The sequence below is a fragment of the Shinella sp. 838 genome (assembly GCF_029623935.1).
Classification (GTDB): Bacteria; Pseudomonadota; Alphaproteobacteria; order Rhizobiales; family Rhizobiaceae; genus Shinella.
Genome location: NZ_JARSBQ010000018.1, coordinates 31,053 through 45,993, shown reverse-complemented (window position 1 = coordinate 45,993; position 14,941 = coordinate 31,053). Strand labels below are relative to the sequence as shown.

General features: G+C 64.7%; 15 protein-coding genes. 10 read left to right on the top strand and 5 right to left on the bottom strand.

The genetic code is table 11. The features are described 5' to 3' along the window. Positions 1–538: 538 nt before the first annotated feature. Positions 539–2,449: a molecular chaperone DnaK gene (gene dnaK, locus P9A16_RS31880; RefSeq protein ID WP_024270972.1), complete on the top strand. Its 1,911-nt coding sequence runs from the start codon at positions 539–541 to the stop codon at positions 2,447–2,449. 237 nt (positions 2,450–2,686) lie between these two features. After that, on the top strand, positions 2,687–3,808 hold the full coding sequence (gene dnaJ / locus P9A16_RS31875) for a molecular chaperone DnaJ (RefSeq protein ID WP_023514631.1): 1,122 nt from the start codon (positions 2,687–2,689) through the stop codon (positions 3,806–3,808). Between the two features lie 77 nt (positions 3,809–3,885). On the opposite strand, the gene P9A16_RS31870 is transcribed toward dnaJ, so the two are convergent. Continuing rightward, a complete protein-coding gene (locus P9A16_RS31870) occupies positions 3,886–4,122 on the bottom strand; it encodes a hypothetical protein (protein WP_023514632.1) in 237 nt (78 codons plus the stop codon). A gap of 99 nt (positions 4,123–4,221) precedes the next feature. Between P9A16_RS31870 and P9A16_RS31865 the strand changes: the two genes are divergently transcribed. Further along, positions 4,222–4,833: a TetR/AcrR family transcriptional regulator gene (locus P9A16_RS31865; RefSeq protein ID WP_023514633.1), complete on the top strand. Its 612-nt coding sequence runs from the start codon at positions 4,222–4,224 to the stop codon at positions 4,831–4,833. Between the two features lie 4 nt (positions 4,834–4,837). On the opposite strand, the gene P9A16_RS31860 is transcribed toward P9A16_RS31865, so the two are convergent. Continuing rightward, positions 4,838–5,512: an HAD-IA family hydrolase gene (locus tag P9A16_RS31860; protein ID WP_023514634.1), complete on the bottom strand. Its 675-nt coding sequence runs from the start codon at positions 5,510–5,512 to the stop codon at positions 4,838–4,840. A gap of 272 nt (positions 5,513–5,784) precedes the next feature. Here P9A16_RS31860 and recF point away from each other — a divergent pair, with 272 nt between their 5' ends. The 3 genes from recF to P9A16_RS31845 are packed head-to-tail and all read left to right on the top strand — an operon-like array spanning position 5,785 to position 8,140. Then, entirely contained in the window at positions 5,785–6,909 is a 1,125-nt protein-coding gene (recF, locus tag P9A16_RS31855; protein ID WP_023514635.1) for a DNA replication/repair protein RecF, read from the top strand. Further along, positions 6,906–7,670, top strand: a complete 765-nt coding sequence (locus P9A16_RS31850; protein WP_023514636.1) for a molybdopterin-synthase adenylyltransferase MoeB — start codon at positions 6,906–6,908, stop codon at positions 7,668–7,670. The genes recF and P9A16_RS31850 overlap by 4 nt, the downstream gene beginning before the upstream one ends. Beyond that, positions 7,667–8,140, top strand: coding sequence for a GNAT family N-acetyltransferase (locus P9A16_RS31845; RefSeq protein ID WP_023514637.1), 474 nt, complete (start codon positions 7,667–7,669; stop codon positions 8,138–8,140). Before P9A16_RS31850 ends, P9A16_RS31845 begins: the two co-directional genes overlap by 4 nt. On the opposite strand, the gene P9A16_RS31840 is transcribed toward P9A16_RS31845, so the two are convergent. Continuing rightward, on the bottom strand, positions 8,141–9,145 hold the full coding sequence (locus P9A16_RS31840; protein WP_023514638.1) for a 2-hydroxyacid dehydrogenase: 1,005 nt from the start codon (positions 9,143–9,145) through the stop codon (positions 8,141–8,143). A gap of 180 nt (positions 9,146–9,325) precedes the next feature. Here P9A16_RS31840 and P9A16_RS31835 point away from each other — a divergent pair, with 180 nt between their 5' ends. Next, positions 9,326–9,865, top strand: coding sequence for an SH3 domain-containing protein (locus tag P9A16_RS31835; protein WP_023514639.1), 540 nt, complete (start codon positions 9,326–9,328; stop codon positions 9,863–9,865). Here P9A16_RS31835 and P9A16_RS31830 read toward each other — a convergent pair. Beyond that, positions 9,858–10,850 (bottom strand): adenosine kinase, encoded by a 993-nt coding sequence (locus tag P9A16_RS31830; protein ID WP_023514640.1) that lies wholly within the window; start codon positions 10,848–10,850, stop codon positions 9,858–9,860. The genes P9A16_RS31835 and P9A16_RS31830 overlap by 8 nt on opposite strands. 233 nt (positions 10,851–11,083) lie before the next feature. Then, positions 11,084–11,653: an elongation factor P gene (gene efp, locus P9A16_RS31825; protein WP_024270973.1), complete on the bottom strand. Its 570-nt coding sequence runs from the start codon at positions 11,651–11,653 to the stop codon at positions 11,084–11,086. A 161-nt stretch (positions 11,654–11,814) separates the two neighbouring features. On the opposite strand from efp, the gene epmA reads away from it, so the two are divergent. The 3 genes from epmA (at position 11,815) to P9A16_RS31810 (ending at position 14,856) form a co-directional block, all read left to right on the top strand. After that, positions 11,815–12,870, top strand: a complete 1,056-nt coding sequence (gene epmA / locus P9A16_RS31820) for an EF-P lysine aminoacylase EpmA (RefSeq protein WP_023516203.1) — start codon at positions 11,815–11,817, stop codon at positions 12,868–12,870. Next, positions 12,867–13,928: a lysine-2,3-aminomutase-like protein gene (locus P9A16_RS31815; RefSeq protein ID WP_023516204.1), complete on the top strand. Its 1,062-nt coding sequence runs from the start codon at positions 12,867–12,869 to the stop codon at positions 13,926–13,928. Before epmA ends, P9A16_RS31815 begins: the two co-directional genes overlap by 4 nt. Before the next feature lie 223 nt (positions 13,929–14,151). After that, on the top strand, positions 14,152–14,856 hold the full coding sequence (locus tag P9A16_RS31810) for a GntR family transcriptional regulator (protein ID WP_023514929.1): 705 nt from the start codon (positions 14,152–14,154) through the stop codon (positions 14,854–14,856). The last annotated feature ends 85 nt before the right edge of the window (positions 14,857–14,941 follow it).

Sequence of the window (14,941 nt, the reverse complement as noted above, 5' to 3'; positions counted from 1 at the left end):
CGACTAATATCGCCGCATGTCGGTAGCTCGATTGTAAAAAGGCTGGTTCGATCGGGTCCGTCGAGATTATTTGCCACACAATCCGCTCGTGATTCAGTCGAACAAGTGTGGGCGAGGTGGCGGCGACGGGGATGAATTGACCCCGGGAAAAATTTCACGATGCGTTCAAGTGAAGGGAAGTATTATATATTTCCTTCGGCCATTCTCTCTTCGGCATCTCCGTTTGTACTGGAGGCTCTACATTTCCGAGCCGGGAGATACTATCTCTCCGATAGCCACCAAAACCGCAATCCGCCGCTTGAGACACCTGAGAGGATTGTGGTTGATTGCGGGTTGCGGCGGCGGTACACCAATTCCAACGGACGCGCTGATTTTGCGAGCTTTGCGGCCCGGCAATGTCTTGCAGTCGTCTGGAGGGCTCCTTATATACGCCGCAAGGCAGGGCTGAGGCCCGTGCTTTCGATAAGACCATACCATTAGGGGCTGCCAAAAGAACGCCTGAATGGGTTCCGGCAGTTCGCTTCAAGGAGAGAATGACATGGCTAAAGTAATCGGTATCGACCTCGGGACGACCAATTCCTGCGTCGCCGTCATGGATGGCAAGGACGCGAAGGTCATTGAGAACGCCGAAGGCGCGCGCACGACGCCTTCCATGGTTGCCTTCACCGAAGACGGTGAGCGGCTGACCGGCCAGCCGGCCAAGCGCCAGGCGGTCACCAACCCGGAAAACACCCTGTTCGCCGTCAAGCGCCTCATCGGCCGCCGCTACGACGACAAGCTCGTCGAGAAGGACAAGGGTCTCGTTCCCTACAAGATCGTCAAGGGCGACAACGGCGATGCCTGGGTCGATGCCCGCGGCAAGGGCTATTCCCCTTCGCAGATCTCCGCAATGATCCTTCAGAAGATGAAGGAAACCGCCGAATCCTATCTCGGCGAGACCATCACCCAGGCCGTCATCACGGTTCCCGCCTACTTCAACGACGCGCAGCGCCAGGCGACCAAGGACGCCGGCAGGATCGCGGGTCTTGAAGTGCTGCGCATCATCAACGAGCCGACCGCAGCCGCGCTCGCCTACGGCCTCGACAAGAAGGACGGCAAGACCATCGCCGTCTACGACCTTGGCGGCGGCACGTTCGACATCTCGGTCCTGGAAATCGGCGACGGCGTCTTCGAAGTGAAGTCGACCAACGGCGACACCTTCCTCGGCGGTGAAGACTTCGACATGCGTCTCGTCGAATATCTCGCAGCCGAGTTCAAGAAGGACCAGGGCATCGACCTGAAGAACGACAAGCTCGCTCTGCAGCGCCTGAAGGAAGCTGCCGAAAAGGCAAAGATCGAGCTCTCGTCCTCGCAGCAGACCGAAATCAACCTGCCGTTCATCACGGCGGACGCCTCCGGTCCGAAGCACCTGACGATGAAGCTGTCGCGTGCCAAGTTCGAAAGCCTGGTCGACGATCTCGTCCAGCGCACCGTCGCACCGTGCAAGGCAGCCCTCAAGGATGCCGGCGTCACGGCGGCCGAGATCGACGAAGTCGTTCTCGTCGGCGGCATGAGCCGCATGCCGAAGGTGCAGGAAGTCGTCAAGCAGCTGTTCGGCAAGGAGCCGCACAAGGGTGTCAACCCGGATGAAGTGGTCGCCATGGGTGCCGCCATCCAGGCCGGCGTTCTCCAGGGCGACGTCAAGGACGTCCTGCTCCTCGACGTGACCCCGCTCTCGCTGGGCATCGAAACGCTGGGCGGCGTCTTCACCCGTCTGATCGACCGCAACACGACGATCCCGACGAAGAAGTCGCAGACCTTCTCGACCGCCGAGGACAACCAGTCGGCCGTGACCATCCGCGTCTCGCAGGGCGAGCGTGAAATGGCTGCGGACAACAAGCTGCTCGGCCAGTTCGACCTCGTCGGCATTCCCCCGGCACCCCGCGGTATGCCGCAGATCGAAGTCACCTTCGACATCGACGCAAACGGCATCGTGCAGGTTTCGGCCAAGGACAAGGGCACCGGCAAGGAGCACCAGATCCGCATCCAGGCCTCCGGTGGCCTCTCCGACGCCGACATCGAGAAGATGGTCAAGGACGCCGAAGCCAATGCCGAGGCCGACAAGAAGCGCCGTGAGGGCGTCGAGGCGAAGAACCAGGCCGAAAGCCTGATCCATTCGTCGGAAAAGTCCCTCAAGGAATATGGCGACAAGGTCACGGAAGCCGATCGCAAGGCCATCGAGGACGCGATCGCCGCACTGAAGACCGCCGTCGAAGCCTCCGAGCCCGACGCGGACGACATCAAGGCGAAGACCAACACGCTCATGGAAGTCTCCATGAAGCTCGGTCAGGCGATCTACGAGGCTCAGCAAGCTGAAGAGAATGCATCCTCGGGTGAGGCCGGCGACAATGTCGTCGATGCCGACTACGAGGAAGTCAAGGACGAGGACGACCGTAAGAAGTCGGCCTAATTCTCCTGAAAAGCCGGCCGCCCAGGCGGCCGGTGCAACGGATAGCAAGAAGGCGGAAGTCAGCGCGAAGGGAACAAGGCCAAGATGATCACTCCCGTTGCAAGCGGTGACGATGTCATGGTCTTTTCTTCGCACCGGCTTCCGCCTCTTTGCGTGCGTGCTTTGCAAACGCAGGCTAAGGCAAGCTTCCAGGTCCATAACAAGAAGACCGTTCCCACGAAACGGACGTGAACCCGAATGGCAAAAGCTGATTTTTACGAGACGCTGGGTGTCTCCAAGACCGCCGACGAGAAGGAGCTGAAGAGCGCCTTCCGCAAGATGGCGATGAAGTACCACCCCGACAAGAATCCGGGTGATGCCTCCGCCGAACAGACGTTCAAGAACGTCAACGAAGCCTATGAGACGCTGAAGGACCCGCAGAAGCGGGCGGCCTATGATCGCTATGGCCACGCGGCCTTCGAGCAGGGCGGCATGGGCGGTGGCGGCGGCTTCCAGGGCGGTGGCTTCTCGGACATCTTCGAGGACATCTTTGGCGAGATGATGGGCGGCGGGCGCCAGCGGCGCTCTGCCAGTGGGCGTGAACGCGGCGGCGATCTTCGCTACAACATGGAGATCTCGCTGGAAGAGGCCTATGCCGGCAAGACGGCGCAGATCCGTGTGCCGACGTCGATCACCTGCGACGTCTGTACCGGTACGGGCGCAAAACCCGGCACCAGCCCGAAGACCTGTGCCACCTGCCAGGGCTCCGGCCGCGTGCGCGCCGCGCAGGGCTTCTTCTCGATCGAACGCACCTGCCCGACCTGCCACGGCCGCGGCCAGACGATCAGCGATCCCTGCACCAAGTGCCACGGCCATGGCCGCGTCACGGAAGAGCGTTCGCTCTCCGTCAACATTCCGGCCGGCATCGAGGACGGCACGCGCATCCGGCTCTCGGGCGAGGGTGAAGCAGGCGTGCGCGGCGGGCCGGCGGGCGATCTTTATATTTTCCTGTCGGTCAAGCCGCACGAGTTCTACCAGCGCGACGGGGCGGACCTTTACTGCACCGTGCCGATCTCGATGACGACGGCAGCGCTCGGCGGCACCTTCGACGTGGCGACGCTCGACGGCACCAAGTCGCGCGTCTCGGTGCCCGAGGGCACCCAGGCCGGCCGCCAGTTCCGCCTCAAGGGCAAGGGCATGCCGGTGCTGCGTTCCACGCAGGTCGGCGATCTCTACATCCAGATCCAGATCGAGACGCCGCAAAAGCTGACCAAGCGCCAGCGCGAGCTGCTGAAGGAGTTCGAGGAGATTTCCTCGAAGGACAACAACCCGGAATCCGCGGGCTTTTTCGCGCGGATGAAGGAGTTTTTCGAGGGCTGATCGCCGCGTTCTCGCGCGCTGCTTCGGTCGGCGTTTGATGGACAATGGAAGCCGGGGTGGAAACGCCCCGGCTTTTTTCATGCGGCGCGCAGGATGAAGGCGGCAAAGCGCTTCTGCACGAAGGGTGAGACGACGAAGACCATGGCGAACACCATGATCGGCGTGATCACGGCGGTGCGCTGCCAGGTCGTCCAGCCCTCGGTGAGGGGCAGCACGATGTAGAGCAGGATGGTGATCAGCGGGTAGACGGGCAACAGCAGGGCGAGTGCCAGGTGCGGCTTGGACAGCCGGAGGGCCGGAGAATCGTCGGTCATGGAAGCAACCTTTATAAAACGGAACGTTTCGTTTATATAGAAACGAAACGTTCCGTTCAAGTGTCGCCCATGCTAGAAACGGCAAAAATGGAAGATCGGATGTCAGAGGCAGAGACCAGACCCGCCCGCCGTTCAATCGGTGCCACGCGCAATCCGGCAAGCGAGGAGGCGATCCTGGCTGCGGCGGAGGCGGTACTCGTGGAAAACGGGCTCTCCGGCTTCTCCATCGAGGCGGTGGCGCGGCGCGCACGCGCCGGAAAGCCGACGATCTATCGCTGGTGGCCGTCGCAGGCTGCGCTTCTGCTGGATGTCTATCATCGTCGCAAGCGGGCGAACTTCACCTTCCCGGACACAGGCAACGTTCGCGACGACCTGCGGGCCCATCTTTCTGGCCTGCTGACGACATGGCGCGTGGGCACGGGCGGCGAGGTGTTCCGCTGCGTCGTGGCAAAGGCGCAGGGCGAGCCCGATGCGCTCGCCGCCCTTTCGGCCTATATGCGCGATCGCCGCCGCCAGAGCAGCCGGATCATCGAGATGGCGCAGGCGCGCGGCGAGGTGCGCCCGGACGCCAGCCCCGAGCTCGTCACCGAACTTCTGTCGAGCTTCGCCTGGGGTCGGCTTCTGACCGAACGGCTCGATGTCTCCGAGGCGGAAATCGACGCCGTGATCGAGACGGTGCTGGCCGGCATCGCCGTGAAGCCGGCCGACTGATGGCTTAGCCCGTGGCTCGCAGCAGCGTCAGGCGGCCATCGGCGTCGATCTTCGTCGTGACGCCCTCGTAGCTCTGCAGCGTCGGATGGCCGGTCTCGATCGGATGATGGTGCGTCGCCGTCATCACCAAGACATGGGCGCCGGCGCCCTCGCCGGCCAGAATGCCCGCCGGCACGTCCTCGAAGACCAGGCAATCGGCCGGATCGAAGCCGAGACGCTCGGCGCCGAGCCGGTAGCCGTCCGGTGCCGGCTTGCCGCGGGTCACGTCGTCGGCCGTCACGATGACTGTCGGCAGGGGGATGCCCGCGGCGGCGAGGCGGCGATGGGCGAGTGCCACCGGCGCCGAGGTGACGATGCCCCAGCGGCCGGCTGGGAGGGCGGAGAGGAAGGCGATCGCGCCCGGGATCGGCAGCACGCCCTCGATATCCTCCATCTCCTCGCGTTCGACCTCCTTGGCCTCGGCAATGGGATCGACGCCCGGCAGACCGAGCCGGGTGATCGTATCGATGCCGCGCACGCCATGCATGGTCGGCAGGAAGGTGGCGACGTCCAGCCCGTGCTTCAGCGCCCAGCGTGTCCAGACGCGTTCGGTGGCCGGAATGGAGTTGATGATCGTGCCGTCCATGTCGAAGAGGAAGGCGGAAAACGAACGGTCGAAGACGGGAAGGGAAGAGGACAAGGCAAGGACCTGCGGGCTGGGAGGGGAGGATGCGAAGCGCGGCGGGATGTCCTGGCTTACCTGCTCCCGGCCATGCAGGCAACCGGCTTGAACTGCTGGATTTTCCGCACGGCCCTGTCCGGTGGAGCGCTGTCCCTGGCATGGGTTCCGCCCGCTGTTCTAGCCCTTACGGCTTGCGTGGCGCCAGGCGCCTGCCCATCTTTCTGTTGTTGCCCGATTTATGCGCCGCAGGGTGATTCCCCTTGGCGGCAAAATGCTCTAGCTCTCACCCCATGCCGCACAAGGTTTCCCTTTCCCGCCTCAAGCTCACGGATTTCCGCAACTATGCGGGCCTGTCGCTGCCGCTCGACGGGCGGCACGTCGTGCTGACAGGACAGAACGGCGCGGGCAAGACCAATCTCATGGAGGCCGTATCCCTGCTTTCGCCGGGCCGGGGCCTGCGCCGCGCGCCCTATGGCGATGTCGTGCGCGCCAGCGCCAGCGGCGGCTTCACGATCTTCGCCACGCTCGACGGCATGATGGGCGAGGTCGATATCGGCACCGGCACGGAGGGGGGCGACGAGGGCCAGGCGCGAAAACTCCGGCTGAACGGCACGCCTGCTCGCACCGTCGATGAACTGCTGGACCACCTGCGTGTCGTCTGGCTGACACCGTCCATGGACGGCCTTTTCACTGGTCCTTCCGCCGATCGCCGTCGCTTCCTCGACCGGCTGGTGCTGTCGCTCGATCCCGAACACGGCCGCCGGGCGGCGGATTTCGAGAAGGCGATGCGCGGTCGCAACCGGCTGCTCTCCGAACCGCGGCCGGATCCTGCCTGGCTGACGGCGCTGGAAAAGCAGATGGCCGAGCTCGGCATCGCCATGGCGCATGCCCGCCACGAACTCGTCGGCCTCATCTCCGGCCTCGTGGAGGCGGCGCGCGACGATGGACCGTTCCCGTCGGCGAGCATGCGTCTCTCCGGCTTCCTTGACGGAGAATGGCAGCGCCCGGCCTATGAGATCGAGGACATCTATCTCGGCATGCTGCAGGATGGCCGCTATAGGGACGCCGCCGCCGGCCGCACGCTGGACGGCCCGCACCGCGGCGATCTCCTGATCCGCCACCGCGAAAAGGACATGGAGGCCGAACGCTGCTCGACGGGCGAGCAGAAGGCGCTGCTCGTCGGCCTCATCCTCGCCCATGCCGGCCTTGTCGGCGGCATGACCGGCCATGCACCGGTGCTGCTGCTCGACGAGATCGCCGCCCATCTCGACGAGGGCCGCCGGGCCGCGCTGTTCGACCGGGTCGATGCACTCGGAGGACAGGCCTTCATGACCGGTACCGACCGGTCGATGTTCGATGCGCTCGGCGATCGTGCGCAGTTCCTCACCGTCTCGCATGGAGGCATCGTGCCATGACCGATCCGCTCAGTCCCGAAGAGATCGACCGCTACCGGCGGCATATCGTGCTCGCAGAGATCGGCGGTGCGGGGCAGCAGAAGCTGAAGCAGGCGAACGTGCTGATCGTCGGCGCCGGCGGGCTCGGCGCGCCGGTCATCCAGTACCTTGCCGCTGCCGGCATCGGCCATATCGGCGTGCTGGACGATGACAGCGTCTCCCTCTCCAATCTCCAGCGCCAGGTGATCCACGACACCGCCGGGCTCGGCACGCCGAAGATCGCGAGCGCCGAAGCCGCCGTTGCCCGTCTCAACCCGCACGTGACCTTCACCGGCATCGCCGAGCGGCTGACGGCCGATACGGCCGCACGTCTCCTCGCCGGCTACGACCTCCTCGTCGACGGTTCCGACAATTTCGACACGCGTTATGCCTCCGCCGATGCCGCGGAGATTGCGCGCATTCCGCTCGTCACCGGCGCTGTCGGCCGCTTCGACGGCTCGGTCACCGTGCTCAAGCCCTACGAGGCCGGGCCGGACGGCATGCTCAATCCCGGCTACCGCGATCTCTTCCCCACGGCCCCTCCGCCGGGCGTCGTGCCGGCCTGCGCCGAAGCCGGTATCGTCGGTGCGCTGACGGGTGTCGTCGGCACGTTGATGGCGATGGAGGTGATCAAGCTCGTCACGGGCGCCGGTGATCCGCTGGTCGGGCGGTTGTTGCTCTATGGCGGGTTGGCTGCGCGCTTCGAGACGTTGAAATACAAGCGTCGCAAGGGCGGGCAATGACGGAAGTCCGCTCGATTGGACCGGATTTCGACGGCTGGGACGCGCTGTTATCGCTGATCCTCTCGGCTTTCGCCTTCATGGACGGTCTCATAGACCCGCCATCCTCCGCCCATCGGCTGACACCCGACGCACTTGCCAAGAAGGCGCGGGAGGAAATCGGGCTTCTCGCCGTGGAGGGGGAAATGCTGCTCGGCTGCATGTTCCTGAAGCCGGAGGAAGAAAGCCTCTATATCGGCAAGCTCGCTGTCCTGCCGTCCTTTCAGGGACGCGGCGTGGGGCGGTCTCTCCTGGAGCACGCCGAGGCGCTGGCGCGGAAAAAGGGCCTGGCGACGCTCCGGCTCGAAACGCGGGTCGAACTGGCCGCCAACCATGCCCTTTTTGCCCGGTGGGGCTTCGTCAGGACAGCCGAGAAATCTCATCCCGGCTTCGCGCGCCCCACCTCGATCGAAATGCGCAAGACGCTGGTCTGATCACACCCGGCTCGGCAGCACACGGTCCGGCGGCCGGTGGCCGTCGAAGAAGGTGCGGATGTTGATGACGACCTTCTCGCCCATGTCGACGCGGCCTTCGAGCGTTGCCGAACTCATGTGTGGCAGCAGCACGACCTTGCCCTCGGCGGCAAGCTTCAGCAGCTTCGGGTTGACCGACGGCTCGTTCTCGAAGACGTCGAGGCCGGCGCCGGCGATCTTGCCTTCGCGCAGGCACTTGATCAGCGCCGTCTCGTCGATGATGCCGCCGCGCGCCGTGTTGACGATGTAGCTCGTCGGTTGCATCAGCTCGAGCCTTCGGGCCGACAGCAGGTGATAGGTCGCCGGCGTCGAGGGGCAGTTGACCGAAACGATGTCGACGCGCGCCAGCATCTGATCGAGGCTGTCCCAATAGGTCGCCTCCAGCGCGTCCTCCGTGTCCGGGCGCACGCGGTGGCGGTTGTGGTAGTGGATGGAGAGGCCGAAGGCCTTGGCGCGGCGGGCGACGGCGGTGCCGATGCGGCCCATGCCGACAATGCCGAGGCGCTTGCCCCAGATGCGTCGGCCGAGCATCCAGGTCGGCGACCAGCCGGCCCATTCGCCCTTGCGGTCCGTCAGGATGCGCGCACCTTCCGCCAGCCGGCGCGGGGCGGCGAGGATCAGCGCCATCGTCATGTCGGCGGTGTCCTCGGTGAGAACGTTCGGCGTGTTGGTAACGGTGATGCCGCGCCGGGCCGCCGCCTCCACGTCGACATTGTCGACACCGTTGGAGAAACAGGCGATCAGTTTGAGCTGGGGGCCGGCCTGCTCGATGAGCGCGGCGTCGATCCGGTCCGTCAGCGTCGGCACCAGAACGTCGGCCGATTTGACGGCGGCGACGAGTTCGGGCTGGCTGCGCGGCGTGTCGTCGATGTTGAGTTCCGCGTCGAACAGCTCGCGCATCCGGGTCTCCACGACCTCGGGCAGGCGGCGGGTGATGTAGACCTTCGGTTTTTTCTTCTGGGTCATGGGCTGTTCCGGCGTCCTGTTGACGGGTCCTTAACCAAGTTGGGCAAGGATTGCTTCATCAGGGGCATTTTCTACCAGACCCGGTCGCGAAGACAATCCGCCGTCTTTGGCGTTCCCGCGATTTGCCACTTTGCGCCGGTCCGGCAGTATCATGCCCTCTCCAGTTTGTGCGGATCGTCCATGCGTAACCTTGTCCTGCGTCTCAGCCTTGCCGCCCTTGCGGGCATCCTCGTTTCCGTTGCCGGCGTCCAGTACGCCCATGCCCAGGCGGCCAAGGGGCCGAGCGGCCTGCCGCTGCCCCGCTTCGTCAGCCTCAAGGCGAAAAGCGTCAACCTGCGCGTCGGCCCCAGCGTCGACTATGCCGTCGCCTGGCGCTACCTCAAGTCCGGTGTGCCGGTCGAAATCATCCAGGAGTATGACAACTGGCGCCGTATCCGCGATGCGGATGGCACCGAGGGCTGGGTCAACCAGGCGCTCCTGTCAGGCGAGCGCACGGCCGTAACCGCGCCGTGGATGCGCGGCAAGGGCGAGGGCATCTTCGTCAACATGCGCCGCGACGCCATGTCGAACTCGTCGGTCATTGCGAAGATCCAGCCCGGCGTCGTCGTCAAGGTCGGCGAATGCAATGGCGACTGGTGCCGCGCCGAGGCGGATGGCACGGCCGGCTGGGTCTCGCAGAACGAAATCTGGGGTGCCTATCCCGGCGAGGCCTTCAAATAAGGCCGACCTTCCTGGCCTCCTCCGCCAGCGACAGCAGCGGGCGGGGGCCGACCTGCTGGATGACGAGGCCGGCGGCGAGGCTGCCGAGCCGGCCGCAATCGGCCAGCGACCGTCCGGCCGTATAGCCATAGAGGAAGCCGGCAGCATAGAGGTCGCCCGCGCCCGTCGTATCGACGACGCTGGGGATGCTGATCGCGTCCACATTGATGCGCTCGCCCTTCGACAGGATGACAGAGCCTTCCTCGCTCATCGTCACTGCCGCCAGCCGGCAATCCGCGGCGATGCGTGTCAGTGCCTCCTCGAAATCCTCGGTTTCATAGAGCGCCAGGGCTTCCGCCTTGTTGGCGAAGACGATGTCGATCGTGCCGGAGCGCATGAGGTCGAGGAATTCGCCGCGGTAGCGGTGCACGCAGAAACTGTCCGACAGCGTCATCGACATTTCACGGCCGCTCGCATGGGCGATGCGGGCGCAATCGCGGATCGCATCCTTGGCGCGCGGCGGATCCCAGAGATACCCTTCGAAATAGGTGACCTTGGCCTCGGCGACGACGCTTTCCTCCACATCCTCGGGGCCGAGCTCCACGCAGGCGCCGAGATAGGTGTTCATCGAGCGCTCGCCGTCGGGTGTGACGAAGATCATCGAGCGGGCGGTCGGCGGCGGGCCGGCCAGCGGCTTCGTCTCGAAATGCACGCCCTGGGCGCGGATATCGTGGATGAAGATCTCGCCGAGCTGGTCGTTCGCCACCTTGCCGAAATAGGCGGCCCTGCCACCGAAGCTGGCAACGCCAGAGGCGGTGTTGCCGGCGCTGCCGCCGGAGGCTTCGAGTGCGGGACCCATGCGGGAATAGAGCAGTTCCGCCCGTTCGGCGTCGATGAGGTTCATCGCGCCCTTGATGATGCCGTTGTCCGTGATGAAGTTCTCATCGCAGCGCGCGATGATGTCGACGATGGCATTGCCGACCGTCAGCACGTCGAATTTGGTCATGCGGGGTTCCCGTCTCCCTAAGCATGCCGCGCAAAAGTGCTCAGCGGTTTTGCGACGACGGCATGCGCCAAAACAAGTGGTAAGAGCCGGGGGTTGGTCTTAACGGATTTTCCGCAAGTTGGAAGAAAAAAAGCCGCCGCGCCGTCTCCGGCGGGCAGCTTCTTATGGTGCGGCGCATAAGCCTTTCGATCGGTGTGGATCGAAGGAAAGGCACTGTGCGCCCTTAAAAAGGATCAGTCCTTGGCGCGTTCCACGTAGGAACCGTCTTCCGTCGCGATGACGACGCGCGTGCCGGCGGTGATGTGCGGCGGCACCAGCGTGCGAATGCCGTTCGACAGGATCGCCGGCTTGTAGGACGACGAGGCCGTCTGGCCCTTTACGACCGGTTCCGTCTCGGTGATCTCGAGCGTGACGTGGCGCGGCAGGTCGATGGCGATGGCAACGCCTTCATGTACCGACAGGATGACCGTCATGCCTTCCTGGAGATAGGCCTTGAGGTCGCCGATGTCCTCGTGGGACATGGTCAGCTGGTCGTAGCTTTCCGGATTCATGAAATGGTAGCCGTCGCCATCCTCATAGAGGAAGTTGTGCTCGCGGTCTTCCACGAAGGCACGCTCGACCTGTTCGGTCGTGCGGTAGCGTTCGGAAACCTTCACGCCGTCGGAGATGCGGCGCATGTCGACCTGGGTGACCGGCGTGCCCTTGCCCGGGTGGAAGTTCTGCGCCGTCAGCACGACATAGAGCTTGCCTTCGACCTCGAGGACATTGCCCTTGCGGACGGAAGAGGCGATGATCTTTACCATAAGTCTTCCTTGTAACTGGATGGATCGCGGCGTACAGGACCGCCGTGAGACGCCTTCCCCGAGTGCCGAAAATGTGTTTTCGGGGCCGCAACTATCCTATATTCCGGCAAAAGACCAGTCTGTCCGCCGGCAAGCGCGAAGAAACCTGCCACAGGAACGTCATGAGCCTGAAGCCCTCGCCCTGGTGGACGCCCGATGTCCATGCCGATCGCCGGCCGTTCCTTCTGGCGCGAAACCGCATCCAGGCGGCGTTGCGCGGCTGGTTCACGGCGCGCGACTTCACCGAGGTGGATACGGCGACGCTGCAGGTCTCTCCGGGCAACGAGGCGCATCTGCACGCCTTCGAAACCGCTGCGATCGGCCATTCCGGTGCAAGGACGCCGCTTTACCTGCACACCTCGCCGGAATTCGCCTGCAAGAAGCTGCTGGCGGCGGGCGAACAGCGCATCGCGTGCTTCGCCCATGTCTACCGCAACCGGGAACGCGGGCCGCTGCATCACCCGGAATTCACCATGCTGGAATGGTATCGGGCAGGCGAGGCCTATGAGGTGCTGATGGAGGATTGCGCCGAAATCCTCGTGTTGGCCGCCGGAGTGACGGGCGCATCGATGCTCACCTATCGCGGTGCGACCTGCGATCCGGCCCTGCTGCCGGAGCGGCTGACAGTGGCGGATGCCTTCCGGCGGCATGCCGGCATCGACCTTCTCGCTTCGATCGACCCTGATGGCGCAACGGACCGCGCGCGCCTTGCCGCCGCCATGCGGGCGGCCGGGCTGCGCGTGGCGGAAGACGACACCTGGGCCGATCTCTTCAGCCGTATTCTGGTTGAAAAGGTCGAGCCGCAGCTCGGTTTCGGCCGCGCCACCATTCTGTGCGAATATCCGACCGCGGAAGCGGCGCTTGCCCGCCCGGCGGCGCGGGACCGGCGGGTCGCCGAGCGGTTCGAGCTCTATGCCTGCGGCGTGGAATTGGCCAATGCCTTCGGCGAGCTGACCGATGCGGACGAGCAGCGCCGACGCTTCGAGCTGGAAATGGCGGAAAAGGTCCGCGTCTACGGCGAGACCTATCCGCTCGACGAGGATTTCCTTGCCGCACTCGCCCATATGCCGGAGGCGAGCGGCATCGCGCTCGGCTTCGACCGGCTGGTCATGCTGGCGACGGGCGCCGCGCGCATCGACCAGGTGATCTGGGCGCCGGTCGCGGAGACGGCGCCATGACGGCGGCACGCAGCCTGACGACGGTGGCCGAACTCGTCGAGGCCGGTCTCGTTCCCGAGGCGGGACGGGCGGGCGCGACGGCCGTTGCCGCGCGTTATGCCGTCGCCGTCACGCCGCCGCTCGTCGCGCTGATCGATCCTGCGGACCGCGACGATCCGATCGCCCGCCAGTTCGTGCCCGACCCCGCCGAGCTCGAGACTTTGCCGGAGGAGCGCGCCGATCCGATCGGCGATCTCGCGCACAGCCCGGTCGAGGGCATCGTGCACCGTTATCCCGATCGTGTCCTCCTGAAGGCCGTGCATGTCTGCCCGGTCTATTGCCGCTTCTGTTTCCGCCGCGAGATGGTCGGGCCCGAAGGGCTCGGCACCCTGTCCGCCCAGGCACTCGATGCGGCGATCGCCTATATCGCGGCGCGGCCGGCGATCTGGGAGGTGATCCTGACGGGCGGCGATCCACTCGTGCTCTCGCCGCGCCGGCTGCAGGCCATGATGGAACGGCTTGCCGCCATCCCCCATGTGAAGATCGTGCGGTTCCACAGCCGCGTGCCCGTCGTCGATCCCGCGCGGGTGGACGCCGCGCTGATCGCGGCGCTGAAGGCCTCCGGCAAGACGACCTATGTGGCGCTGCACGCCAACCATCCGCGCGAATTCACCGCCGAGGCCCGTGCCGCCATCGCCCGCATCGTCGATGCCGGTATGGTGATGATCAGCCAGACGGTGCTGCTGAAAGGCGTCAACGACGATGCGGCGGTGCTGGCCGATCTGATGCGCACTTTCGTCGAGAACCGGATCAAGCCCTACTACCTGCATCATCCCGACCTTGCACCGGGCACGGCGCATTTCCGCCTGACGCTCGCCGAGGGCAGGGCGCTGGTCGAGAGCCTGCGCGGCCATGTCTCGGGCCTCTGCCAGCCGGACTACATCCTCGACATCCCCGGCGGGCACGGCAAGGTGCGTGCGGATTCGGCGGCGGTCGAAGAGGGGGACGATGGCTGTTTCCGTCTTCGTGATTTTCGCGGGCAAACGCATCCCTATCCGCCACGGCAGGACGAGGCATAACGTCAGCGCGAGGTGACGGCATCCTTCAGGACAAAAGAGCGGCTGCCGGCGTCTCGCCAGCGGGCTTTCGCACGCGTTTTTCGTCTTTGTGCGGGGGAGCCGCAGGATTTCGGGGAATCCCGCGCTTCGGAGACTTGACGACACTTTCGTCAAAATGCCCACTTTAAACGATTGATAGCGTTGCCGGACAATTGTATTTCTTTTGTCGACAAGAGGATTTTCGATGACCGATACCGATTCCAGTTCCTTGCCCGAACGCAAACGAGGCTCCGGTGTGAAGATGGTCTATGACCTCTTGCGCGACGAGATCCTCGACCTGAAGCTTGCCCCCGGCAGCCCGATCGACGAGGTGCAGCTTGCCGAGCGGTTCAAGATGTCGCGCACGCCCATCCGCGAGGCGCTGGTCCGGCTTGCCGGCGAGGGGCTGATCGAGACCCTGCCGAACCGCTCGACCATGGTCTCGAACATCGACTTCCTCAACCTGCACACCTTCTTCGACGCGCTGGTGTTGATGTACCGGGTGACGACGCGGCTTGCGGCGCAGGCGCACCGCCCCGAGGACCTCGCCATCATCAGGGGGTTTCACGAGGACTATGCGGCGGCGCTCAAGGCGCGCGACGCCCTGACGATGATCGCCACCAATGCGGCCTTCCACGCCGCGATCGCCGAGGCCGGGCGCAACCCCTATTTCACCAGCCTGTTCCGCCGGCTGCTCGACGAGGGACGGCGCATCCTGCAGCTCTACTACCAGTCCTACGACGAGCAGTTTCCCCAGCGCTTCGTGGATGAGCACGCCGCGATCATTGCCGCCATCGAGGCCCGTGACATCGAGGAGGCGGACCGGCTCGGCAAGGCCCACGCCGAGGCGATCGTCGCCCAGGTGCAGAAGCTGTTCAGCCGCAACGACAGGCTCGACATCGCGCTCTGACGAGCGCTGTATTTTTCTTGTCGACAAATAAAATACAAGATGCTATACCCATCATCAGAGAGAGGGGAGGCCCAGTGCATCGTGC

Excerpts from the sequence above, each read along its gene's own strand:
- dnaK (WP_024270972.1), top strand. The coding sequence starts at position 539 with ATGGCTAAAGTAATCGGTATCGACCTCGGGACGACCAATTCCTGCGTC.
- dnaJ (WP_023514631.1), top strand. The coding sequence starts at position 2,687 with ATGGCAAAAGCTGATTTTTACGAGACGCTGGGTGTCTCCAAGACCGCC.
- P9A16_RS31870 (WP_023514632.1), bottom strand. The coding sequence starts at position 4,122 with ATGACCGACGATTCTCCGGCCCTCCGGCTGTCCAAGCCGCACCTGGCA.
- P9A16_RS31865 (WP_023514633.1), top strand. The coding sequence starts at position 4,222 with ATGTCAGAGGCAGAGACCAGACCCGCCCGCCGTTCAATCGGTGCCACG.
- recF (WP_023514635.1), top strand. The coding sequence starts at position 5,785 with ATGCCGCACAAGGTTTCCCTTTCCCGCCTCAAGCTCACGGATTTCCGC.
- P9A16_RS31850 (WP_023514636.1), top strand. The coding sequence starts at position 6,906 with ATGACCGATCCGCTCAGTCCCGAAGAGATCGACCGCTACCGGCGGCAT.
- P9A16_RS31845 (WP_023514637.1), top strand. The coding sequence starts at position 7,667 with ATGACGGAAGTCCGCTCGATTGGACCGGATTTCGACGGCTGGGACGCG.
- P9A16_RS31840 (WP_023514638.1), bottom strand. The coding sequence starts at position 9,145 with ATGACCCAGAAGAAAAAACCGAAGGTCTACATCACCCGCCGCCTGCCC.
- P9A16_RS31835 (WP_023514639.1), top strand. The coding sequence starts at position 9,326 with ATGCGTAACCTTGTCCTGCGTCTCAGCCTTGCCGCCCTTGCGGGCATC.
- P9A16_RS31830 (WP_023514640.1), bottom strand. The coding sequence starts at position 10,850 with ATGACCAAATTCGACGTGCTGACGGTCGGCAATGCCATCGTCGACATC.
- efp (WP_024270973.1), bottom strand. The coding sequence starts at position 11,653 with ATGGTAAAGATCATCGCCTCTTCCGTCCGCAAGGGCAATGTCCTCGAG.
- epmA (WP_023516203.1), top strand. The coding sequence starts at position 11,815 with ATGAGCCTGAAGCCCTCGCCCTGGTGGACGCCCGATGTCCATGCCGAT.
- P9A16_RS31815 (WP_023516204.1), top strand. The coding sequence starts at position 12,867 with ATGACGGCGGCACGCAGCCTGACGACGGTGGCCGAACTCGTCGAGGCC.
- P9A16_RS31810 (WP_023514929.1), top strand. The coding sequence starts at position 14,152 with ATGACCGATACCGATTCCAGTTCCTTGCCCGAACGCAAACGAGGCTCC.